This window comes from Flagellimonas hymeniacidonis (assembly GCF_008040165.1).
Classification (GTDB): Bacteria; Bacteroidota; Bacteroidia; order Flavobacteriales; family Flavobacteriaceae; genus Flagellimonas; species Flagellimonas hymeniacidonis.
In genome coordinates this window covers 1,122,577-1,146,928 of record NZ_VRUR01000001.1, presented here as the reverse complement: position 1 = coordinate 1,146,928, position 24,352 = coordinate 1,122,577, and the positions used below count along the sequence as shown (strand labels likewise).

At 39.1% G+C, this 24,352-nt stretch carries 12 protein-coding genes and 2 tRNA genes; 6 read left to right on the top strand and 8 right to left on the bottom strand.

Annotated elements, in window-relative coordinates:
* Position 1: 1 nt before the first annotated feature.
* The 3 genes from FVB32_RS05095 to FVB32_RS05085 all read left to right on the top strand — a co-directional run bounded on the left by FVB32_RS05095 (position 2) and on the right by FVB32_RS05085 (position 2,319).
* A complete protein-coding gene (locus FVB32_RS05095) occupies positions 2–424 on the top strand; it encodes a VOC family protein (protein WP_147741806.1) in 423 nt (140 codons plus the stop codon).
* A gap of 67 nt (positions 425–491) precedes the next feature.
* Positions 492–1,721, top strand: coding sequence for a DNA (cytosine-5-)-methyltransferase (dcm, locus tag FVB32_RS05090; RefSeq protein WP_147741804.1), 1,230 nt, complete (start codon positions 492–494; stop codon positions 1,719–1,721).
* Positions 1,711–2,319, top strand: a complete 609-nt coding sequence (locus FVB32_RS05085; protein WP_147741802.1) for a hypothetical protein — start codon at positions 1,711–1,713, stop codon at positions 2,317–2,319. The genes dcm and FVB32_RS05085 overlap by 11 nt, the downstream gene beginning before the upstream one ends.
* Before the next feature lie 3 nt (positions 2,320–2,322).
* Here FVB32_RS05085 and FVB32_RS05080 read toward each other — a convergent pair whose 3' ends face one another.
* The 3 genes from FVB32_RS05080 to FVB32_RS05070 are packed head-to-tail and all read right to left on the bottom strand — an operon-like array spanning position 2,323 to position 4,121.
* Complete coding sequence (locus FVB32_RS05080; RefSeq protein ID WP_147741799.1) at positions 2,323–2,763, bottom strand: GNAT family N-acetyltransferase; 441 nt, start codon at positions 2,761–2,763, stop codon at positions 2,323–2,325.
* Complete coding sequence (locus tag FVB32_RS05075) at positions 2,763–3,674, bottom strand: cation diffusion facilitator family transporter (protein ID WP_147741797.1); 912 nt, start codon at positions 3,672–3,674, stop codon at positions 2,763–2,765. The genes FVB32_RS05080 and FVB32_RS05075 overlap by 1 nt, the downstream gene beginning before the upstream one ends.
* Before the next feature lie 15 nt (positions 3,675–3,689).
* Entirely contained in the window at positions 3,690–4,121 is a 432-nt protein-coding gene (locus tag FVB32_RS05070; protein ID WP_147741795.1) for an RpiB/LacA/LacB family sugar-phosphate isomerase, read from the bottom strand.
* Positions 4,122–4,706: 585 nt separating this feature from the next.
* On the opposite strand from FVB32_RS05070, the gene rnr reads away from it, so the two are divergent.
* Genes rnr through FVB32_RS05055 form a run of 3 tightly spaced genes read left to right on the top strand, consistent with a single transcriptional unit; the run spans position 4,707 to position 8,284 of the window.
* A complete protein-coding gene (gene rnr / locus FVB32_RS05065) occupies positions 4,707–6,890 on the top strand; it encodes a ribonuclease R (RefSeq protein WP_147741793.1) in 2,184 nt (727 codons plus the stop codon).
* A gap of 51 nt (positions 6,891–6,941) precedes the next feature.
* Entirely contained in the window at positions 6,942–7,622 is a 681-nt protein-coding gene (locus FVB32_RS05060; protein ID WP_147741791.1) for a head GIN domain-containing protein, read from the top strand.
* A 5-nt stretch (positions 7,623–7,627) separates the two neighbouring features.
* Complete coding sequence (locus FVB32_RS05055; RefSeq protein ID WP_147741789.1) at positions 7,628–8,284, top strand: LysE family translocator; 657 nt, start codon at positions 7,628–7,630, stop codon at positions 8,282–8,284.
* Positions 8,285–8,319: 35 nt separating this feature from the next.
* On the opposite strand, the gene FVB32_RS05050 is transcribed toward FVB32_RS05055, so the two are convergent.
* The 5 genes from FVB32_RS05050 to FVB32_RS05030 all read right to left on the bottom strand — a co-directional run bounded on the left by FVB32_RS05050 (position 8,320) and on the right by FVB32_RS05030 (position 24,352).
* A tRNA-Cys gene (locus FVB32_RS05050) sits at positions 8,320–8,390 on the bottom strand.
* 90 nt (positions 8,391–8,480) lie between these two features.
* Positions 8,481–8,552, bottom strand: a tRNA-Cys gene (locus tag FVB32_RS05045).
* Between the two features lie 58 nt (positions 8,553–8,610).
* Entirely contained in the window at positions 8,611–8,967 is a 357-nt protein-coding gene (gene folB / locus FVB32_RS05040; protein ID WP_147741787.1) for a dihydroneopterin aldolase, read from the bottom strand.
* Positions 8,968–9,012: 45 nt separating this feature from the next.
* On the bottom strand, positions 9,013–9,963 hold the full coding sequence (locus FVB32_RS05035) for a PorP/SprF family type IX secretion system membrane protein (protein WP_246139829.1): 951 nt from the start codon (positions 9,961–9,963) through the stop codon (positions 9,013–9,015).
* 19 nt (positions 9,964–9,982) lie between these two features.
* Positions 9,983–24,352 (bottom strand): T9SS type B sorting domain-containing protein, encoded by a 14,370-nt coding sequence (locus tag FVB32_RS05030; protein ID WP_147741784.1) that lies wholly within the window; start codon positions 24,350–24,352, stop codon positions 9,983–9,985.

Sequence of the window (24,352 nt, the reverse complement as noted above, 5' to 3'; positions counted from 1 at the left end):
CATGAAACAATCCATAGTTCACATTGCATTGGTCGTAAAAGATTATGATGAAGCAATTGATTTTTATACCAAAAAATTACACTTCGACTTAATTGAGGATACCTATCAACCCGAGCAGGACAAAAGATGGGTTGTAATATCCCCTCCAAATTCCACTGGAACAACAATTTTGCTTGCTAGGGCATCAAAAGAAGAACAAGAGCATTTTATAGGAAACCAAGCAGGAGGAAGAGTGTTTCTGTTCTTAAACACAGATGATTTTTGGAGAGACTACAATGAAATGAATTCAAAAGGAATTGAATTTGTTCGAGAACCTAAAAAAGCGGATTATGGAACGGTTGCCGTATTTAAAGATTTGTATGGTAATTTATGGGACTTGTTAGAATTGAATGCCGAACATCCGATCGTAAAAAGAATGGGATGATTAAAAAACAATTCAACACATTATTGGATTATCTTACCATACCCAATAACAAATCTTATTTTTGACCATGCAACAATTAAGGGTATGCGAGCTTTTTGCAGGTGTGGGAGGTTTTAGGCTGGGCTTAGAAAACACAGGTGTTTACAAAGTAGTTTGGAGCAACCAATGGGAACCGTCCACAAAAACCCAACACGCTTCTTTGGTCTATGAAGCCAAATTTGGTGCAGAAAACCACACCAACGTAAATATTGAAGAGGTCGCAACTTCCACCATTCCTAATCACGATATTTTGGTTGGGGGATTTCCATGCCAGGACTATTCTGTTGCAACAACGCTTAAAAACTCTAAAGGCCTCATCGGTAAAAAAGGGGTGCTCTGGTGGTCCATCCATAGAATTCTTTCGGAAAAAAAAGTGCCGCCAAAATATCTTTTTTTAGAGAATGTAGACCGATTATTAAAGTCTCCATCTTCTCAAAGGGGTCGGGATTTTGCCGTGATGCTTAGAAGTCTTAATGATTTGGGTTATGCAGTTGAATGGCGGGTAATTAATGCTGCGGACTATGGTATGCCCCAACGAAGAAGGCGAGTCTTTTTTCTTGGTTACCATAAATCTACATCCCTTTATAAAAACCTCAAAAATTCAAAAGAATGGCTATTGAATAATGGAACGTTGGCTTCTGCTTTTCCTGTGCAATCAACAAGCCAGAAAACCGATTCTTTTGTGTTGGAAGAAGACCTTGTGTCTATATCAAATTCCTTTAATGTTGATAAAACACTTTCTCCTTTTTTAAATTCCGGTGTTTGCGTCGATGGCAAAGTATCTACATTAAAAACAAGTCCATCCTACGAGGGAAGTCGTGTTGTTCTTTCTGATGTTCTGGAAAATGGCACTGCGGAAGAGCATCTTTACATTTCTGAAACAGAGCTACCTAAATGGCACTATCTAAAAGGGGCAAAAAAAGAAATTAGAAAAACCAAAGCTGGTTTTGAATATAAGTATAGTGAGGGTAGTATGGTTTTTCCTGATGCCCTTGATCAACCTTCCAGAACGATCATAACTGGAGAAGGAGGTAAATCTCCTTCCAGGTTTAAACATGTGGTTCCAACCAAAAAAGGTCTTAGAAGACTATCTCCTCTAGAGTTGGAACGATTAAACATGTTCCCGGACAACCACACTAAATTAGAAGGAATCTCTGATACAAAGAGAGCCTTTTTTATGGGGAATGCCCTTGTGGTTGGTGTTGTTGAGAGAATTGGAGCTGTCTTGCTTCAAAAAATAATCGAGGTTGAAAAGTAGTTTTAGATCTGACTTAGAAAAGGAAAAACAATTAGCTAAATTACTGGACCACTACTACAGGAAACATTTAAAAAAGTATTGTTTTAAAAGAGTTTCTAACCTTAAAGAGCAGAAAAAAGGTGTAGATCTTATCCTTACCAGTAAAGCGGATAGCGCTGTTTTTTATGTAGATGAAAAAGCACAACTTGATTATGTAAATGATAGTCTTCCAACTTTTTCTTTTGAGCTTTTCTATGAAAAAAACGGGGTTCAAAAACAAGGTTGGCTCTTTGATTCAAAAAAGAAAACTGATTTTTATGCTCTGGTAACCAGCATTTATGCGGATGAAGAAAACATATTTACTTCTTGTAATATCACTTTTGTAAATAGAAAATTATTGATTGATTTTTTAGAACAAAAAGGATTGTCTAAAGACAAACTAGCGGAAATTGCAGCCTCTCAAAATAGTTTTCACGGAAAAATGGAGCTTAGGGCACTTGATATAAGAAACGAAGGATATCTATTTTTTTCCAGAAAAAACAAAGTAGAAAGACCAGTGAATCTTATTTTAAAACTGGATTTTCTAATTAAACTTGGTGTGGCAAAAAAGCTTGTGTGATTTTCATGCCCTAATCATTCTTATATGCGGAATGCCATCTTCTAGATACTCATCACCAAAAGGTTTGAAATCCAAATCAGTATAAAATTTTATAAGATAGGTTTGTGCCGAGAGCTCAATTGGAATTCCCTTAAATCTTTTGCCCATTTCATCAATCGAAGCTTGCATAATTATTTTTCCATAGCCGTATTTTCGTTCTTCTTTAGCAACCACTACCCTTCCAATGCTTGGGTTTGTAAAATAATCCCCAGGCTTAAACATCCGGGTGTATGCCACTACTTCTCCATTTTTAATGCCCACAACATGCAATGCTTTTTCATCCTTGCCATCCACATCTTGGTATACGCAATTTTGTTCCACTACAAAAACCTCGCTTCGCAGCTGCAAAATTTGGTACAGCTCTTTGGTTGAAAGTTCGTCAAAAGTTTTTGTTATGATTTCCATCAATCTTGAACTATTACGCTTTTGGAATCACACTTATCAAACTCAGGTTGGATGTTCACATGGTTGATTCCGTGTTTATGGTACACATGTTCTTCAATATCCACCAAAATCTTATCGAATTCAGACAATTTAATATCCTCTTTAAAATCGATATGGGCTTCCAAATGGATTTCTTCTTCGTTCAATTGCCAAATATGTACATGGTGTACATTTTTAATCGGCTCTAAAGTACAAATGGACTCCACAATTTCCTTAACCTCAATAGATCTTGGTGTAAACAGCATTAGCACCTTTGTGGATTCCTTTAACAAATCATAGCCCATATAAATCAAGTATAACCCGATGGCCATGGTCAGAGCGGCATCTACCCAATAAATCTGGAAGAATTTCATTAAAAGTCCACCTATAAGCACCGCAACAGAGGCCATCATATCAGTAAGTAAATGCAGGTATGCCGATTTCATATTCATATTGTCCTTAGAATCCTTTTTCAACAAAAGCACACTGAAGCCGTTACCTAAAATGGCTATCCCTGACAACCAAATGACCAGGTTAGAACCAATTTCTTGGGGTTCAAAGAACCGTTCTGCCGCCTCAACCATTAAAATTACAGCTACAACCATCAAAGTAGCTGCATTGATGAATGCGGCCAAAATTTCCGCCCGTTTATAACCAAAAGTTTTGTTTTTGGACGCTTTTTTTCTGCCCAATAACGTGGCCACATAACTAATGATCAGGGACAGTACATCACTAAAATTGTGAAGGGCATCTGATAGAAGGGCAAGGCTTCCCGAGAGAATTCCACCAATTACTTGCGAAACCGTAATGGCTATGTTTAGAAGAATGGAAATTAATAAGTTTCTTCCTTTTAAATCGTCGTGTGCATGTGAGTGACCATGGTGATGCCCCATGTGTTTTGGTTTTGGCTATCTACAGGCTATTTTTTCAACTCTTCTTTCGTGTCGGCCTCCTTCAAATTCCGTGTTCAAAAAGGTTTCTACCATTTCCAAAGCTTGTGGAAGTGCTATAAAGCGAGCTGGAAGACTTAATATATTAGCGTCGTTATGCTCTCTAGCCAAGGCTGTTATTTCTTTAGTCCAACATAGCGCGCCCCTAACTTTTTGGTGTTTATTTATGGTCATACTAGCTCCATTTCCGCTACCACATATTACAATACCCATATCAACCGTTCCTTCTTCAACATCTGTTGCAACCGGGTGTACGAAATCTGGATAATCAACACTGTCCGTGCCATCGGTTCCGTAATTGACTACCTCAATACCTTTGGACTTTAATAGACCGATAATCGCCAGTTTATAATCGGTGCCAGCGTGATCATTTCCTATTGCTATTTTCATGGTTCTTGTTTTAGCACAATGCTTTACAAAGGTACAATTCTTTTCATGGTGGTATGTTGACAAAAATCGTTGAATCTTCGCATCTTATTATATATCAGCTATTTGTAAAAACACCTCTTTTGTTTACTCTTTTACCAAAAATAAATTTTGATTTTTATTAGAATAGTTCCAATAGCGATTATTCTTCAATCATTCACCTAAAATCAATTAAAAATTAATCAACAGATAAGAAACAATAAATAGAACTAGTTAACATTAAACCAATATTTACTTTTCAATAAATTCATGTTGACAACAGTTATTAAATATCGTTTATAAAAAATCTAATCAGCTGATTTTTAAATTCATCTCTTAATGAAGGATCGTGAACAAAAATTTTAATGTGTTCAAAGCAACTTTTTCTAAAATTAGTTATGCCACATTTCAACACACTATCATCATCATCATTTTTATTTAAATTTTAAAAAGAAGAAAAATATGTTATTACTAATTGTTGATAAAATGACTTAGTGTTTACGATTACTTTTTAATGAATCCGTTCTCACGAATTATAATTTGTAATTTTCCGAAAATTAAAAAAACTAAATGTCAAAGAAAAAGAAGAGGACAAGAAGTCAAAGAAAGAATGAGATAACAAAAGGCATTTTTACCGTATTAGAGAAAGAACCCTCCAAAAGTTTTAATTATAAACAAATAGCTGCTCAACTTGGGATTACCGATACCCAAGGTAGAAATGATCTTATAAAACGTTTGGGGCAGCTTAAATCTACCGATAGAATTGCTGAAGATGGTCGCGGAAAGTTTAAAAAGAAACCTTCACTGGATACTTATTTTACTGGAAAGGTAGATTTAACCTCAAGCGGAAATGCATATATAATAGTAGATGAACTTGATGATGATATTTTTGTTCCCTATAATAGATTGAACAGGGCTTTTCATGGCGATAATGTGGAGGTTTTTATTAAACCTAGACGCAATGGAAAAAAACCAGAAGGTGAAATATCAAAGATTCTGGAACGTAAGAAAACGTCTTATGTTGGTATTGTTGACAAACAAAAGACCTTTGCTTTTGTAAGACCATCGGACCAAAGAATGTATAAGGATATTTTTATCCCCATGGAGAAGCTTAAAAAAGCTGAGGATGGAGATAAGGTTTTGGTTGATTTAGGCGAATGGCCCAAAGATGCAGATTCACCCTATGGTGAAGTAGCGCAAATACTTGGTAAGCCAGGAGAGCATAATACAGAAATTCATTCTATTCTTGCTGAGTACGGATTACCGTATGAATTTCCATATGAGGTAGAACAATTTGCCCAGACACTGGATACTTCCATCAAGGAATCAGAAATAGCGAAAAGGAGAGATATGAGAGATGTCCTCACTTTTACAATTGATCCAAAGGATGCCAAGGATTTTGATGATGCGCTTTCCTTTGAAAAGTTGGAAAATGGAAACTTTGAAATAGGAATTCATATTGCGGACGTATCCCACTATTTACAACCGGATACTATTTTGGAAGAAGAAGCTTATGAGCGGGCAACTTCGGTTTATTTGGTGGATAGGGTTGTCCCCATGCTTCCAGAAATCCTTTCCAATAATGCATGCTCATTAAGGCCAAATGAAGAAAAATATACGTTTTCCGCGGTTTTTGAAATGGATAAAAATGCCAGTTTGATCAATCAATGGTTTGGGAGAACAGTAATTAATTCAAATGAACGATTTGCTTACGAAGAAGCACAGCATATTATAGAAACTGGAGAAGCTACGATTCCGAAAGATATTTCCATTAGAGAAGGGGGATATAAAGTTTCAAAAGAGGTGGTGGAAGCAACACTCACCTTTGACAAGCTTGCTAAAATTATGCGTAAAAAACGCATGGATGAAGGCGCTATTTCTTTTGATAAAATTGAGGTAAGGTTTAACCTTACTGAAAATAACGAACCAGAGGGTGTTTATTTTAAGGAGGCAAAAGACGCCAATAAGCTTATTGAAGAGTTTATGTTATTGGCAAACAAGAAAGTGGCCGAATTTATAGGGAAACAAAAAAAGACCTTTGTATATCGAATTCATGACAAGCCAGATGAAGATAAATTAATAGCTTTAAACGGTGTTATTTCTAGGTTTGGTCATAGTATTAACCTTAAGGACAAAAAGAGCATCAATAGCTCTTTAAACAAGCTATTGCAGGACGTAAAAGGAAAGAAAGAACAGAATTTGGTCGATACTTTAACGATTCGCAGTATGAGCAAAGCGATTTATACTACGGAAAACATTGGTCACTATGGATTGGGCTTTGAATATTATACACATTTTACATCGCCAATTAGAAGATATCCAGATGTGATGGTGCATCGATTGTTGCAACATTACCTTGATGGCGGAAAACCACCAAAGCAACCTTTATATGAAGAGAAATGCAAGCATTCATCTGATATGGAATTGTTGGCTTCCAGTGCAGAACGGGATTCCATTAAGTACATGCAGATAAAATTCATGGAAGACCATAAAGACAGCGAGTTTTTGGGAGTTATATCTGGGGTAACAGAATGGGGTATTTATGTTGAGATTGTGGAAAATAAATGTGAGGGAATGGTACGAATACGGGACATAAAAGATGATTATTACGTATTTGATGACAGACAATTTGCTATTATTGGAGAACGAACCAATCGAATGTATCAGCTTGGTGATGAGGTGATGGTAATGGTTAAGAACACGGATTTAATCAAAAGGCATTTAGATTTTTCGTTGTTAGGTAAAAGCAAATAATACGGTTTTTGGAATAAAATTTGTTATCTATTGAGAATCAATTTTTAACTCATGAAAAAAGTAAGGATTTTGCTAGTGTTCTTGTTTGCTTTAGTGCTTAATGCGCAAGAAGAAAAAATTACACAAGAGTTACAGGCATTTACAACAGTTAAGGGTTTTGATGGTCTTTCCATAAATCTAATCAAATCGGATGAAAACAAAGCAGTTATAACAGGAGCTAACACGAAAAAAGTAGCTATTGTAAATAATGCAGGTGTTTTAAAATTGCGCATGGAAATTGACAAGATTTTTAGTGGGTATAGAACGTTTGTCAATTTATATTATACTGAAGAATTAAAGGTTTTGGATGTAAATGAGGACGCAAAAATAGCTTCTGAAGAACCATTTGTTCAAGGCGTCTTAGAGTTAAAAGCTCAGGAGGGTGGTGAATTGGCCGTTAATTGCCAAACAGAGCAGTTATTAATAAAAGCAATCACAGGTGGGGAAATTGAAGCCAAAGGATTTTCAGACAATCAAGATGTAATTATCAATACAGGTGGTGTATATAACGGAAAAGCCTTTAAAACAAAATTCACTACGATTACGGTGAATGCAGGCGGAAACGCAGAAATTTATGCTACTGATTATGTCAAGGCAAATGTCAAAGCTGGAGGTGAAGTGTTGATATATGGTGATCCTGCGAAAATGGACGAAAAAACAGTTTTTGGTGGGAAAATAAAAAGAGTTGAATAAGAATCATGATTGAAGATATTCAAGCAGCTGTTCCATTAGGCTTTTTGTTAAGCTTTATGATAGGACCCGTTTTCTTTGTGTTGCTGGAAACAAGTGCCACAAAGGGTTTTAGGGCAGGCGTTATCTTTAATGTAGGTGTTATTGTAGCTGATATTGTCTTTTTTACGATAGCATACTTTAGTAGCTTTCAGTTACTTGAAAACCTCAGCAATCAACCAGGGCTCTTTGTTTTTGGAGGAATGATATTGCTTGTTTATGGTATTGTAATATTTGTAAAGAAGGAAACAAAAAAAGCAAGCTTAAAAGCATCTACGGGAACGTATTTAAATCTTATTGTTAAAGGTTTTTTATTAAACTTCATCAATATTGGAGTACTGGCTTTTTGGTTGGGAGTAATTGTAATTGTAGGGCCAAGTTTGGATAACAACCCGAATAGAATGGTGGTTTTTTTTAGCACTGTAATCTGTGTTTATTTTGTTACGGATTTGATTAAAATATTATTGGCCAAGCAATTAAAAAAATACTTGACACCAGAACGTACCATGCTTATTAAAAAAATATTGGGAATTGTTTTAATTGTATGCGGAATTGTGATGATCACAAAGGGATTTCTCCCAAAAGAGCGGTTTAATATCAAGGACGGCATCGAGAGAATAAAGTAAATAAAAAAACCCAACAGTAATGTTGGGTTTTTAAGAGGCATCGAGCGGATTCGAACCGCTGTACAAGCTTTTGCAGAGCTGTGCCTAGCCACTCGGCCACGATGCCATTTTAGTGGTGCAAATCTATAAATATTTTACGAATGTTTAAGGGGGAACAAACTTAAATGTAAGTTTCTGTAAAAGGAAACGACTTTAGAGGCATCGGGTGGACTCGAACCACCATGAAAACCTTTGCGAGATTTTGTCTATCCAATTCGACCACAATGCCATTTGATAAAACAAAATTAATAAAAGCGTAACGTTTTAGTGCATTAATAAACAGGAGTTTATCGAGAATATTGGACGTTCACCGAAACACTTTCAACGTCACCACCCATAGGCGGATTAATTTTTGCGACCTCAACCTGGGCTTTTTGTACTAGTGGTAATTCTAGAAGAATACGATCAATAATGCGTTTGGCAACATGTTCTAAAAGATTGGATCTAACGGCCATTTCTTCTCGTACAATCTTATTTAAGTGCACATAATCAACGGTTTCTGAAAGTTTATCGGATTGTGATGGTTTGGACAGGTCAGCGTATACTTCTAGGTCTACACGGTAATCACTGCCAATTAGCATTTCTTCCTTAAGACACCCATGATTGGAATGTACCCTGATGTTATTTATTCTAATTTTCCCCACAAACTGATGAATTAAGCGGGACAAAAGTAGTTTAAAACCATCAAATTAGTACATGCACCTACAATTGCTTATCCCTTGGAACAAATCTAGTCCTACGGTAAGCACATGGGTACCAGAACTATATCCTAAAATTTCGTTGGTAATAACCTGATATGAGTATCCAAAATAAAAATCGCTCTTTTTTAGACCTGCAATAGGGGCAATGTATAAAGGCTTTCCAATCTGATCATTAAGAAAACGATAGGTAAGTCCAACGTAGTAGTAATCTTCGAAATCGTGGAATCTGAATTTTGCGTTTACATCGGTTACAGAACGACCATCACTTTCAAACCATTGAAAAAAGACCGAAGGCTCTAATTCCAGTTTACTGTTCTTGTTTTTGGAAATACTATAACCTGCATAAGCATAATAGTTTCTTAAGGTATTTGGTTCAAAAACAGGGTTGAATTGTGCCAAATCCTTATTTAAAATATTCGAAGCATTTAGCGTGATATAAAATTTGTTCAGACGATACAAAAAACCTAAATCAAAATTATGATTGGTAGTGGATTTATCATCTGTTGGTAGCTGACCATTGTTATCTACAAAATTCTCAACATCAATTCTAAATTGATTAAAATTATACGATATCCCGAAAGACAGGAAAATATCATCATACCTATTTAAGATAAGATGGTGCGCAAAGGAAACCCTTGCTCCTCTTTGTTTGGTTTCCCCATTGCTATCATTGTACATAAGCATACCAATCCCAGATCGGTTTCCGATTCGTGCATCAGCAGCCAATGTTTGTGTATCTGGTGCATCTTCTATACCTACCCATTGGGTAAGTCCGTTGAGCCTAACTTTAATATGATCTCCAATTCCCGCATAGGTCGGGGACATTAAAAAAGGATTGTCCGCAATATATTGGGATAGCTGCGGAATGGTCAATTCCTGCGCTGCAACACCAAGGGTCAGCGTGAATATAAAGATTGAGGATAAGAGTTTTTTAAACATGATGTTGTAGGTTAAGCTATCATTGTCTGTATAGGGTAAAATGTCCAATAAATTCACGGTCATCGTTTTCGCCTTGCAGCTTAATGATGTACCAGTAATCACCGGTGGGCAGCTCGCTGTTGTTGTAGATACCGGTCCATCCAGCATCTCCATATCCCATGCGATAGAGCTCTCTACCATAACGATCAAAAATGATCATTAGTACGTTAGGGAAGGCTTCTAAGTTGTCCGGCAACCATGTGTCGTTCATACCATCTCCATCTGGGGTAAAGAAGTTTGGTGTTTCAATATCTATGAATTCCATAAAGATTTCCATAGTTACTTCACATCCATTCTGGTCTACAACCGTAACGGGGTATGTATCTGTTCTATTAATGATAAACGTATTGTCAGTTCCATTATCAACATCACCAAAGAAGAAGGTATAATCTTCTAGACCTCCGGTAGCTGTGGCCGTAATTTCATTGATATTGTTGTTTTCCAGCAATAAAGTCAAAGGCTCAAATCCTGTGATACTAAAATCAATGGTGTTTGGACATCCATTTGAATGCAAAATAGTAAGGCTATGATCACCTGGCGCAATATTGGTAAAGTCAGGTGTCAATTGCATTTGTGTTGGGTCTGTGGTATCCAAACCATATAACACATCGCTACTTACCGTTGGGTCTTCAAATACAATCTCCAAAGAATTGGTTGGTAGGTTTCCATCACACTGATACATTGGGGTTACCGTGGCAGCAAGGTTGACACCAGGGTTGATTTCAACAAATACGTTGGATTCACATCCTTGGGCATCTCTTACAAACACCACATGGGTTCCTGCTGGCAGGTTTTGGAACAAGACCTGATCTAGCACGTAATCTGTATCTGCATTGGAATTAAGGCTTGACTCATAAGGAGCCGTTCCACCAGTGATGTCCAATTCAAAAGAGCCATCAGCACTATTAAAGCACACTTCATGCATAATGTTTATGGCCTGTATTTGAATAGGAGTTGGTTGCAAGATTTCAAACTGGAAAGTTTCAAAACAACCATTTCTATCTTGTGCTATCACATCATAGATGCCTGGCGCTAAATCAGTGAATGTGTTAACGGTATCAAATTGATTTAGGTTTGGAGTAATGGCATATTGAATCTCACCAGTACCTCCTGAAACCTCAACCGTAATTGTACCATCTTCTAAACCGGCACAAGTAACATCTGTAGATTCCTGTCTGTCTATTTGTAATGGAGCAGGATCAATAATATCAATTACTGAGCTTGTTGCCTGACAATCGACACTAATTACATTAACGTAATACTGACCAGCTATAAGTCCATTGAACTCACCAGTAGTTTGTGGACCAGCAACGGATGTTGTCAATCCAGGGTCTGAAAAGAGTTCATAACTATAATTTCCTAGTCCGCCCACAGCAGTTGCCATTATGGTTGCAGAAGCTTCGCCGGTACAGTTAATAAAGGCAGCTGAATCATCTATGATAATATCTAAAGGAACTATAGGATCTACGGTAACCTGATTGGATATCATAGCCTCACAACCAAAAGCGTCACGGACATAGTACTGATATGGACCCGCTGGGACTGTGAATGTATGAGTCGTTCCTCCAGCCATTGCTGCATATGAGCCAGGGCTTCCATCAACACTAAATTCATATGGCCCAGTACCTCCTGTTGCTGAAAGCTCTATTTGAGCTTGAGCGGTACAGGTTAGTTGTGTTAATTGAATCAAATTAGCCATAACCTCAACAGGTTCGGAAATTGTCACCTGAATGGTTTCAATACCACAACTCCATCCATCAGAAACCGTAATGCTATATATTCCAGCGCCTAAGTTGTTGAAAATAGAACTTGATTGCGCGCCAGAGGTCGATGTAATAGTTGTTCCAGTTGGATCATAAACATTCAATTGATATTGATAAACCCCTTCGCCATTCAATACATTAATAGCAGAAACGGTTGCATTGGTATCACCATAACAGACTAAGTTTGTTGGCGTGGCATCAATATCTGCCGTAATAGGTGTTGGTTGTACAAGCACAATAGGCTCATTGATAATACAGCCAGCATTATCTGTAATTTGAACATCGAAGGTGCCAGCTGATAGACCAGAGAACACAAAACTTACTACATTATTGGCATTGTACACTTGAGCCGTTGTAGTATTGGTTAATTGAATATCGTATGGAGTAAATCCACCATCGGGAGACACTTCAATCTCACCTTGATCATTGGTACAGGTAACATTGGCCACCTCCACAGGAGTTGCTGTTAATGCTCTATCAGGAGACGCAATGGTAACAGTATTTGAAGTTTCGTTACACAAAGGATTCGCTGTTTCCGTTACTACTACATAGTAGTTTCCACCTGAAAGTCCGCCAATAGGACGTGGGTTTACACTTGTATCGGTATTAACCAAACCACCTACAGGGTTATTGGAGCTATCAAAAACTTGATAGTCATACGTTCCTGTGTATCCTGTTATATTGATTTCAAGCGCACCGTTGTTATCACCAAAACAGATGGCAGGGGCAGTTGCTGTTGCTACCACTTCAATTAAATCATAAGGAAGAATTTCATATGGAGTGGTATCCACAAAACAACCTGTAACTGTATCCGTAATTCTGAAGGTATAACTGCCAGGTGCTGTTAAATCAAAGGTTGTGGTAACATTGGTTGGTGTTCCTGTAAGTATACCTAAGGTATTGCCCACAGGCAACAATTCATAGGTATATGCATTTGCTGGATTTCCATCGTCAGAAACCGTTATTAAAACATCTTCCGGATTAGCGCAGCTGATGGCTACATTTTGCGTTACTGCCGCAGTAAACACATTGATAGGTTGAATAGGCGCAACAATTGCTGTTTGTGGACAAGAGTTGGCATCTGTTACAAATACTGTAATGTTTTGTACAGCTCCAGTATCCACCACATCAAATGTATTGGCGGTTTGGAAGTTAATATTGTCAATACTATATAAGTAAGGCCCTGTTCCTCCTCCTGCAGTTACCGTAATGGTTGAGGTATTTACTGTGTTGCTGGCATTACACAAGAATGGTGTTGCCGTTGCAGATACATTAAGAGCAGTTGGCTCTGTAACAGTTTCATCATGGAAATCATCACAAGACCTTGATGAAATTACCCGTGCACGATAATCTCCTTGTGGAAGGTTATCAAAAACAGGACTGTTTTGTGCAGCTCTATAGGGTACTACAAGGTTTGACATTTCGTAAAGCTCGTAGGTATAAATTGGATTAACCGCTGAGGCTGGATCTAATTCTACCGTGAGGCTTCCATCAGAACCACCATTACAACTTACAGGGTTCATCACCACGTTGGTAATAACAGGATCAACTTTATCGTCTAAACTTTGTGTTACTACAATGGTACATGGAGTAACAGTATCTCCATCTGTAACCGTAAAAGTGTAGGTTCCTGGCTGCGTAAGTCCTGTGAAGACACCTGTAGCATTATTTGCAGTTGTAAGTCCATCGGGGAAAAGCACATCGAAAGTTAGGTTGGCAGAACCACCATTTACATTAATGGTTATATGGCCGCCAGGATCTGGTGTACAATCAATCGGTTTTACCACAGTTGGGGTTGCAGTCATTGCATTGAGCAACACTACTGGTCCAACAAGGGTATTACACGTCCACTGATCTTCTATATATACTTCGTAAGAACCTTCACCCAAACCTGAGAAAACAGGGTTTGTCTGTGGAGAGCCAACATTGGCACCATTACGAACAAGTTGATAGGTATAGTTGCTTCCTTGACCACCTGTTACAGGGTTAGCTGCAGGAATACCCACTACTTCAATTTCACCTTGGAGGTTAGTACAGTTTTCTTGATTGATTTGCAGATTTGCCACAATTGGCGATGGATCTACTAAGTTTTCATTTGGCAACTGGAATTCACAGCCATTTTGATCTGCAACCCAAACCTGATAATCGGTTCCTAGGCCAACACCACCAGCTAAACCAGAGAATAGCGGTGAAGCCTGATAACTTCCAGGGAATGTGGGTGCAGGATTGGAAGCCAAATCTACGAAGTAGGTATAGCCACCCCATCCACCTGCAGGATTAATAATTTCAATACTACCATCGCCAAGGGCACAGGTTACTGGAGTAACTTGAGTATTTGCAGAAATGCCAACACTTGGACCTGCAATATTAAATGATTGCGTATAGGTACATGCTGAACCTGGAGGGTTTGTATCTTCTACTTCAATAAAATATGTTCCAGCCGCTAGCGTGCCAATAGTGAAACTACCATCTGCATCAGAACCAATTGAAGTAACATCATCTAACAAGTTGGTTGGGGTGTTGTTTACATCATGGTATAGCGTATAATTCGTTGCACTTGGATATGTTACAGCACCGGAATCTTGAAGGTTTAACTCAACTGCACCGTTGGTGTCACCAAAACAAGTAATATTGGTTGTATTTACTACAATTAAGTCAAGCACTTGTGGGTCAACAACTTCATGTGATGTAGTAGTGATACATCCAGTTACCGTATTTCTAACCTCAAAATTATGAGTTCCGATGGCAAGACCGGTAAAACTTCCTGAAGGTTGGAAACCACCTCCGGGCAAGAGTCTAAACTCATAATTGGCGGGAGTAGTTGTAGAATTTGTTATAGAACCTGTAGCGGTAATAGTGATGTCTTCACCGGTTACACAAGTAGCGGCTACGTCAACTGCTGCGCTTGCGCTTAGCAATTCATCAAATGGATTAATAGTCTCCGTTACCGTAGCAAAACAACCATTGCTGTCATAAACATTTATGGTATAGCTTCCACCTGCAGGATCTGTCTCGGTAAATACATTGCTTGCTCCAGACTGAACAACTACAGGAGCTTCAATAGGAACAGTGTTAGGATCATCTTCTTCAATAAACTCGTAGATAACATAAGTTCCGCTACCACCCACTATTGGTCCGGTAGGCAAAGGAGTAGCCCCAGTATTGACGGTTATGGTTGCGTTGTCTCTGTTGTTTCCAGTAGCACATCCAAATTCAACGACCTCTGTAGACACGTTGGTAATTGGGTCTGGTTGTGTGATTACTTGGGTAAGTGTTGTAGTACAACCATTGGCGGCTGTAACTTCTATGGTATAGGTTATTCCTGCGGCTGTTCCCTCAAGACCGGTAAACGATGCTGTGGCAGCACTGTTTGTAGTTGGCAAAATTGGGAAGGCAGCGGCACTTCCTGGGCCTGAAATAATTTCAAAAGCATATGCACCAATACCATTATCTATTGCACTTACATTAATGGTTCCATCGTCATCACCATTACAGGTAACATTTGTACTTGAAGTGATATTAAATGATGGGGTAATTGCCGGGTCAACGGTAATATTCGATACTCGAGTACAGGGTGTTGCTGTGTTGTTGTCATAAACGGTTATCGTATAATTTTCTGGTGTAGTAGTGTTGAAAACAAAAGGATTGCTAAGCAATGCTGTTTTGGCCACCACAGTACCCGTACCATCAGTAATTTCGTAATCATAACTTCCAGCAAAACCTAAATTGTCACCAGAACCAGAAAGGACTTCTATGGTAATTTGGGCATCATCTGGAGCTCCAGAACAATCCAACAATTTTGTAAGGGCAATATCTACCTCTAGAACAGGATGAACAGTTACTGTGCTTGTTGCAGAACAACCATTACTATCCAAAATAGCAACATTATATGTTCCTGCCGTTACATTATTAAACACACCTGCATTGTCTTCGTATGTTGCGCCATTGTCTAAAGAGTACAATACTTGTGCCGCACCGCTTGTTGCCGTTATGGTAACTGTTGACGGATTAGAGCAGTTATCAACAGCAATTGCGTCAATGGTTGGGTTTGGAGTAAGTGTCAATGCAACATTTCCTAAAGGTGCAGAACAACCATATTGATCCTCCATGGTCACATGATAATTTCCGGCAGGTGAGTTTGCAGGAATCTCTATTGGGTTATCTGATGTAGATACGATTGTAACAAAAGGAGCAGGTCCGGTTACAGTATACGTGTAAGTACCGCCACCACCAAATGGGCTTTGAACCTGAATCAATCCAGGAGTATCACAACTTATATTTTGAAGCGCTACGGGCGTTCCTGTTAATGGGTCTAATTCTTCTAATAATTCGTTTTCTGTTGCGCCAATACAACTATCAACACCAACGCCATCAACTTCAACTACTTCAATAAAATAATTTCCTGTACCTAAGCCTGGTATAGTAACATTTTGTGGTGATGAAAATGCAACATTTCCACCACTACTGGTTACGGAGACTGGAACTCCAGTGCTCATATCAAAAACTTCCCATCTAAATTGTGGTCCAAATGGTGCTTGAGTATCTGTTACGGTATAGGTGATACTTCCATTATTAGCACCATCACAGGAAGGCGTAATGACAGAAGTTATGTCCAACGGAATGGTAATCAAGTCATTTACATTTGTATTACTTTGTCTAACACACCCTACATCATCTCTTACATAGAATGTATAAGTTCTACCAGGTACCAGTCCAACAAAAGTGTGAGATGTTCCCCTGGGTAATTGAGCTGTCCATGTAGCGGTGGATGGATCAAAGTTTGCAGGGTCATCAGTATATGTATACTCATATGGATCTGTTCCGTTATCACCAGTCACAGTTACCTGTAACTCATTACAGTTAACAATTATTGCCGCAATAGTTATGTCCAAATCATCTAGAGGGTAGGGAATAATGAACGGTGGGAAATCAGTTTGACATACCGTATTATTTGATCCATCTACAATTCTCATAGAAGGATTTACGATATCACCCGAGTTATATCCTCTAAATTGATCTGTTGTTCCAGGAGTTGTATTAACCACCCATGTCGTTCCACCGTCATCACTAAACTGAATGGTTCCTAAAGTGGCTGGGTAAGCTGTAAAATCAAAACCAAACTCACTGGGCAAACCAGTACAATTTGTTGGAGTTTGTCCTATAATTGTAGCAGTTAGCTCATCGGGATTTGTAACAGTTACCGGTGTTTCAGAAACGGTACAACCTGTAGCATCGGTTACATTGATCGTGTAATCCCCAGGCATTAGATTGAAATACGTTCTACTACTAACCAAGACATTTGTGTCTGTTTGGTCAGATGCTCCAGCATTATCCAGATCAATAATTTGAATGGTGTATGGACTTATTCCTGAGGTAATATCCACAAGAATAGAACCAGTACCATCATGACAAAGAGGGTCTGTTGGGGTGTTGGTTACGGTTAATGGGGTAGCAGGGTTAACAGTTACTGTCTCAACGTAATTGCAATATGCATTTGAAGCGGAAGTATCTCTAACATGAACATCATAATCACCATCATTTCCTGTTGTTACAGCAAAGGTGTTTGTCGCAGAGAATAAGCCCGCAGGACTTGTTGTTGTTGGCACAAAAGCATATTCCAAGTTAGTTAAGGCCGCTGGTGCAGTAACGGTTATACTTCCGTCCGCACAAGTGCTGATATCAACAACATCAATAGTTGGAGCTGGGTGTATGGTAACATTTTCCAATGTCCCTGTACATCCAAAACCATCCCTTACATTAATGGTGTAATTTCCAGATGGAAGATTTGTAAACGTATGTGTTGTTGCAGTTGATGGAGTTGGTGTTACCCAAGGGCCTCCATCTAAACTAAATTCATAGTCATTATTACCCGCAGTAACATCTATTTGGATGGTACCATCATTATTTCCACCATAACAAGCGGTGAAAGTATAAGTGACGGGAATAAAAGGAGCAACTGTAAGTGCGGTATCTATTGGATCTTCACAAAGATTTGCATCTCTTGCGCGTACGATATAATCTCCGGCAGCAAGACCTGAGAATATAGTTGAATTTTGGTAGGCAGTGATAACTCCGCCAACACCATCTTCTAATTGGTACTCATATGCCGGTGTTCCTCCAGAAACAGATGCAGTAATGGTAGCACCTCCATTTATACAGGTTATACCATCTGAGATTACAGCTGTGGTCTCAAGAACCACAGGCTCTGATAATGCTTGTGATAAAGGAATTGAACAGGTATTGTCCAAGACATCCCTAACCTCAATGTTATGAGGAGTTGCTGGTGCAAGGCTTGAAATGGTTACTGGACTAGCAAAAGCCGTAGTATATGGTCCTACGCCTCCTAATCTATATTCAAAACCGTTTACGGCATCAAAATTTTCTACTTCAAAAGTGATAGACCCATCACTGGCTCCATTACATGTGATTTCTGAAAAGGCAGTTATTGCTGCTCCAAATGCATTTCCGTCTTCAACTTCAACATCGACTGTTAAAGTTCCAGCGCAAACTTCAGGAGTTTGGGTAGCTTGTATATTATCAATGGCAACATCATTTCCGTTTGTTCCTGTCGCAATGGTTCTTATAACAATATCTATAGTAGTATTGGCACCAGGATTTAATGCAGGAATAGTAAGATTTTGCCAGTCATTTGGCCCAGTGTTTTCAGGAATTAAACCTGTGGTTCCGCTTGAGATTACAGCTCCAAATGGATCTACAAGCTCTACAAGAATATTTGGTTCAATAAGATTTCTGCCTTGTCGTACTAAATTAAATACAGCCAATGAAAACTCGACGTCACGATTCGGAATAACTTCTACATCCTCTTTAAAATAAACTACAGTGTTAACACCTGGGTCACCAACGTTAACGGCTAAGTACCTTCCATTAGGAGTCAGTGACGCATCGTTTGGACTTATCCAAGCACCAAAAGGCGCAACAATGTTATTGGTAACACTATATTGTAGATCGTTGATCTGGAAATTGGCATCGGGACATGTACCCAAGGAGGCATCCTGCGATTCATAACAGTAAAAAGCAGTATCAACTTCGGGGATTGATATGTTGGGCCCAGTACCAAAATCTTCCGTAAGCAGAACACTTGGCGCTGGGGGTGTATTGTTTGTATAATTAACGCTAATGGTATGTGACCCTACCAACACATTATTGAACACATTAGAAGTGCTTGGGGTGTTTGGGGTCGCATCAATTTCGTAAGTATAACTGTATCCTGGATTATCAGGAGTTATTGTAATTATCCCTTCTCCATCACATTCATAATCTATTGCGGTTGTTACACCTGGTGGAGTTGGCTCTGGATCAATGGTAACTGTCATTGGGAATGTACAGTTATTAGCATCCCTAATCAACAAAGTATGGGTTCCTGGAAGCAGAAAACCTATGGCGCTAGCGCCATAATTTGTACCTCCATCAAAGCTATATTCATATGGTGCTGTACCTCCAATAGCATTTGTTATTCTTACCTCAGCCCCGAGCCCCGGGTTACATTCTGCCAACTGTGTTACAGCGGCCGAAGCGGAAAGTGTAAAGGGTTCTGTAATATTATATGCTTGTGAGATATCACAATTATTGGCATCTCTTACTCTTATGTCAAAGTTTCCGGCTGGTTGGTTGACAAAAGTGTTTGAAGTTTGATATGTTGTTCCGTTATCAATACTATATTCATAAGGAGCTTCTCCTCCTGATGCTGTAATGGTAATGGTTGCCTGAGCTTCTCCACTACATTGAATTCCCGTATCAACAATTGATAATGACAATGGAGCATCTTGTACAATAGTTAGGTCAAAAGAAGACTCACAAAAACCAGCATTACCAGCATTGTCTCGAACATAAACATCATAGTCTCCTGCGCCTGTTATGCTCACAGGGTTTGTTGTTGCAAAATCACCTGGTACCGGAGCGACTCCGTCACCGACAATGGCATATACATAATTATTATCTCCGCCTACTGCCGTAATGTTTACGTTGGTGCTGGTCGCACATGCCGTAATATTTGGCGCTGATGCAATTACACTTAATTCTGGATTTATAGTAATTGAAGCTGAATCTGTACAACTTTTGCCGTCCCTAACATCAATGGTGTAGGTACCGTCGGTCAATCCTGTGAATACATTATTTGTTCCATAGGCACCACCATTAAGACTGTACTCATAATTACCATCACCACCAGATGTTACGTTTGCTGTAAGCGTTAGTCCAACCGCATCATCATAACAAGTATCGTTTGGAACAATAGCAAGTATGGGTGCAACTGCTGGATCAAGATTAAAGGTTGTTGTCTCAACACATCCATTTGCATCTATAACAGAAGCCGTGTATGTCCCTGTTTGTGTCAATCCAACAAAAGCTCCTGTGGCATTGGTTCCAAAAGGAGTGGTGTCTGGATTGGTCAGTGTAAAGGTATTGCCACCCCATCCGCCTGTTGATGTCAGGGAGACACTACCGTCTGTTGGACATGTAGGTTGTGTTTCTGAAGCACTTATTGTTAGCGCTGCTGGAGGAGCATTTATGGTCACATTTGCTGTCGCTGTACAGGTTGTTAAGTTATCTGTAACTACAATAGTATAGGTTCCGTCGTCTAAACCGTTCAATGAAATAGAACCGTTGGTTTGTGCATTTCCTGAAAAGTTTGCAGGACCCGTAACACTATAATCGAAATCGGTATTAAAATCTGCTACGGTAAACAAAAGTTCGCCATCGGTATCTGTAAAGCAGGTAATGTTACTTACCAATTGTCCAACAACTGTTATTTCTGAGACAGGATCTATTGTAAAAGTTTCGTTGTAAACACAGCCTTTATTGTCTGTTACCCTAAAAGAGTATGTTCCAGGAGCAAGGCCATCAAAATCGGCATTGTTGCCAGTAATCGAGGTAGCAGCAACCGGTGCTGGAGCTGTAATTTCAAATACAAAAGGTGCATTTCCGTTAACAGCAGTTACGGTAACATCTGATGTTAACGCAGGGCAGCTAGGTGTTGAAGCTGAAAAGGTTAAATCTGTTGGCGGATTTAGAGGATCTAAGGTAATTGTGTTTGTTGTAATAACACAATTGTTAGCATCTCTTATAGTAATGGTATGTGCACCGTTTGTAAGATTGGAAAAACGTTCTGCTCCAACCCCGTTAACGAAGTTTACACCGTCAATACTGTACTCATATGGAGCGGTACCACCAACAACATTTTGCGCTTCTATGATTCCATCTTGCAAGCATGTATAGTCTTGAATTAATACAGCATTCGCTGTTACACCGGACGCTGGTCCACCAATAGTGAAAGTTTCTGGAAAGTCACAAGATACAGCGCCTTGGGCTTGCGTAATGGCCAAGGAATATGCCCCTTGCGGTAAGCCAGTAAACGAGCCAGAAGTATTTGTCGCCGTTGAGGTATCAGGATACGTTAGGGTGTATGATAAACTATATCCATTTGAGTTGGTAACATTTACTGTAAATGTTCCATCAGCAATACCGAAACAGGTCTCATCCGTAAATGAAGTAGTGTATTCCACAGAAGGAGCAACAACAATAGAAACACTGTTTGAGATAAAGGAACAGTTGTTGCCATCTACTACAATAAATTCATAGTCTCCTTCTTCGCCATTAGTGAAGGTGAAATCGTTTGCTACTTGATATGCACCACCCGGTATGTCCGCAACGGCAGTATACAAATCAACTCCATTGTAGCTCCATATTGCATAGGCATAATCTGGATTTGGAAAACCACCTGTGCCCGTAACTGTAATGATACCATCAGTACAGTCTATATTTTTTGTTGTTAGGGCGGTAACTGCTAAATCTGTTACATCGTTGATGGTTACCTGCTCTGTGTACGCACAACCATCATCTGTAGAAATAGCAACATCATATACCCCATCATTTAGATTTTCAAAGGTATAGTTGTTGTCGTTGGATGGTCCAAAAGTATCTACGATTGTCCCTCCTTGGGAGATTTCATAATAGTATTGGGCTTCTACATTAAGAATGGAAATTCCTATTTCTCCAAGGCCATTACAATCAGTATCTCTTGTGGTAACATCTACCTGAAAATCCCTATCAAGAATACCGATATTGTCCAAGATGAACACACAACCATCAACAACACCTTGTTGTCTCATTTCAACAGTGTAGGCACCATTGGTGGTAATGTCAAAGCTTGGATTTGAATTGTACCCAACCACCACATTTCCGGTTGCCTGGTCTATTAGGCGGTACTCGTAATCCAATGGCATATTTGTTACTGTGATGTTACCATCTGTAGAACAAATAATATCCCTTGAATTGTACTGAGGATCCAACGGGTTTTTGAAAATATTGAAGTAGAAACGACTGAAACAACCATTTTGATAGTTGATCACAAGTCTATATTCACCAGCGTCTGAGGCAAGAAAATCACTTCCCGCACCCACAGAATTCCAGGTACAGCCATTGTTGGTATTTGCACAATTTGGAGTTGCAGCGGCACAGCTGGCATCATCCAATTGTTCCCAAACAATACTATCCGCATCCGGAATATTTATCTGGATTAATTCGGTGTCATTTAATCCGCAAAGGAAAATTTCTGGTAGTTCTGAACCGTCATTTGGGCAGATTAAAACTTCACCATCAACAGTATTTGTGGTATCATTTACCAATGCAGAAATTGGATTGGATTGTGTAGCTCCAAAAAGCTCAACCAGAATAATTTCTGTGAAATCTTTACATGGGTCAGCAACTTGCTTATCAACAATATAAGTGGCAGCCTCATTTACCAGTAGCGTACTTGGGTCGCCGTCTGGGTCTCCATCATTTAGAACGGTGTCACCAGCATCAATTAGATTATCTCCATTTTCATCTCTGTACCAGATGTAGTTATCAAAGTTATCACCCGCATCTAGTACTACGCTAGCACCACATTGTAAAACGGTTCTTGTAAAATTACAAGCGGATAAATCATCTAATAAAAAGTTGGTGGCTCCAGGTGTTGTAAATCCACAATCATCAAAGTCTGATACACTGGGGTCATCACTGATTTGGTTGGCATTTATCACACCTTCATATGTGGAATATGCAAGGTTTTGGATAATATCGGTACAGGCATCCACAAAATCAAAACAGTTTTCAGCCACTTGTACCCGCATTCTTATTTCTGAAACGGGGTCTCCTTCTTCCACCAAATTATCTGGAATACTAAACACAACCTCTCTTGTAGCCGCATTATAGGTATAGGTAACACCAGCTGGCATGGTAATAGTGGTTTCATCCAAAGTTACATTGGCAGGTAGTACATCTCGAATGGTGTAATTGGTTGCATCATCATTACCAGTGTTCACAAAGGACAGTACATAATCTAAAACTTGGCCCAGATTAACACCTTGGCCAGTAATATCAGTACCTCCGATATCCTCAACTTTTTTCTCCAGAACGATGTCGGGCTCAATAATTTCTACCCCAAAGGTTACCAAGAAAGAAGCAAACCAGTCACCGCTGGTTCCAAGCCTAAGCGTGGCACTGGTATCACCGTTGTCAATGATACTATTGCCAGGGTTGTTCAGATCAAAAACATCGGAATCGAAACCGATGGCATTGGTACTGTTTATATTTCGTGTAGTAACATTGGCGCCATCTTCTGAAATGGTTGAATTGAAAAAGTTATCATCAGGATTTGCAGCATTTGAGATGTCCGTAAAAGAGGCACTACTATTGGAAATAATACCAAAGGTATCGCCAGATAGCGAAGTCTCTCCCTCTAACGTACTTACACCGATTCGCGCATTTACAGGTCCAACAGGAATGGTGTTAAAACCAGAAACCGTGATATCCGCTGTGCTGTTACCAGATTGTGTTGTTACACCTTCATAACCGTCAAAAACAGATATGTATTTTCCAGTTAGGGTAGGGTTTTCATAAATGACCACTAATGTCCATCCGGCAGCACCATAGCTGGTTGCTCCTCTTGTCCCTCTTACATTGGCCACAAAATATTCTCCATCAGGATCTGCAAGGGCCTGTAAGTGGGATGTTACGTTTTTATAACATACGTATGGATCATTGGATATGGTGTTATAACCATCAACAATAATGGCATCTTCATCTCCAACAGGATCTGGATTGTTGTCTGCGGTGAGGTCAATATAACTACCTCCTGGAACTCGAAATTTAACAGAGGTTACATCGTAATGATTACTATCGTCTGTATAGGTGTGAACGTATCTACTTCTGTGGTCACCGTCCCGCTCCACATCATAATTTCCTGCCCAATATAGACCTGCCCAATAAATTTGCGAACAATCTGGAACAGAGAGTGTGGAACTACTGGAATTAAAGGTTGTTGGGTCTGAATCGATATCTACATATTCAACATGCAAACTGTTGTTACTTCCGTTTCCATTATATGGCGTATTAACTCCTGTACCATCTGAAAATACACGGTTCATGACACTATTCGAAAGAAAAGTATAGTCACCTTTAATGTTTATATAGGAGTTGCCACCATCCGTAAGTCTTGGAGTAAAGGGCACATCTTGAGATTGGCCTTTAAAGCCTATCAAGCATATGCCAATTAGGCACAGAACTGTTTTGAGAAAATGATTGGTCAT

What these genes read in the sequence shown, in the direction of transcription:
- FVB32_RS05095 (WP_147741806.1), top strand. Translation starts at nt 2, where the DNA reads ATGAAACAATCCATAGTTCACATTGCATTGGTCGTAAAAGATTATGAT.
- dcm (WP_147741804.1), top strand. Translation starts at nt 492, where the DNA reads ATGCAACAATTAAGGGTATGCGAGCTTTTTGCAGGTGTGGGAGGTTTT.
- FVB32_RS05080 (WP_147741799.1), bottom strand. Translation starts at nt 2,763, where the DNA reads ATGGAAATCATAACAAAAACTTTTGACGAACTTTCAACCAAAGAGCTG.
- FVB32_RS05075 (WP_147741797.1), bottom strand. Translation starts at nt 3,674, where the DNA reads ATGGGGCATCACCATGGTCACTCACATGCACACGACGATTTAAAAGGA.
- FVB32_RS05070 (WP_147741795.1), bottom strand. Translation starts at nt 4,121, where the DNA reads ATGAAAATAGCAATAGGAAATGATCACGCTGGCACCGATTATAAACTG.
- rnr (WP_147741793.1), top strand. Translation starts at nt 4,707, where the DNA reads ATGTCAAAGAAAAAGAAGAGGACAAGAAGTCAAAGAAAGAATGAGATA.
- FVB32_RS05060 (WP_147741791.1), top strand. Translation starts at nt 6,942, where the DNA reads ATGAAAAAAGTAAGGATTTTGCTAGTGTTCTTGTTTGCTTTAGTGCTT.
- FVB32_RS05055 (WP_147741789.1), top strand. Translation starts at nt 7,628, where the DNA reads ATGATTGAAGATATTCAAGCAGCTGTTCCATTAGGCTTTTTGTTAAGC.
- FVB32_RS05035 (WP_246139829.1), bottom strand. Translation starts at nt 9,963, where the DNA reads ATGTTTAAAAAACTCTTATCCTCAATCTTTATATTCACGCTGACCCTT.
- FVB32_RS05030 (WP_147741784.1), bottom strand. Translation starts at nt 24,352, where the DNA reads ATGACCAATCATTTTCTCAAAACAGTTCTGTGCCTAATTGGCATATGC.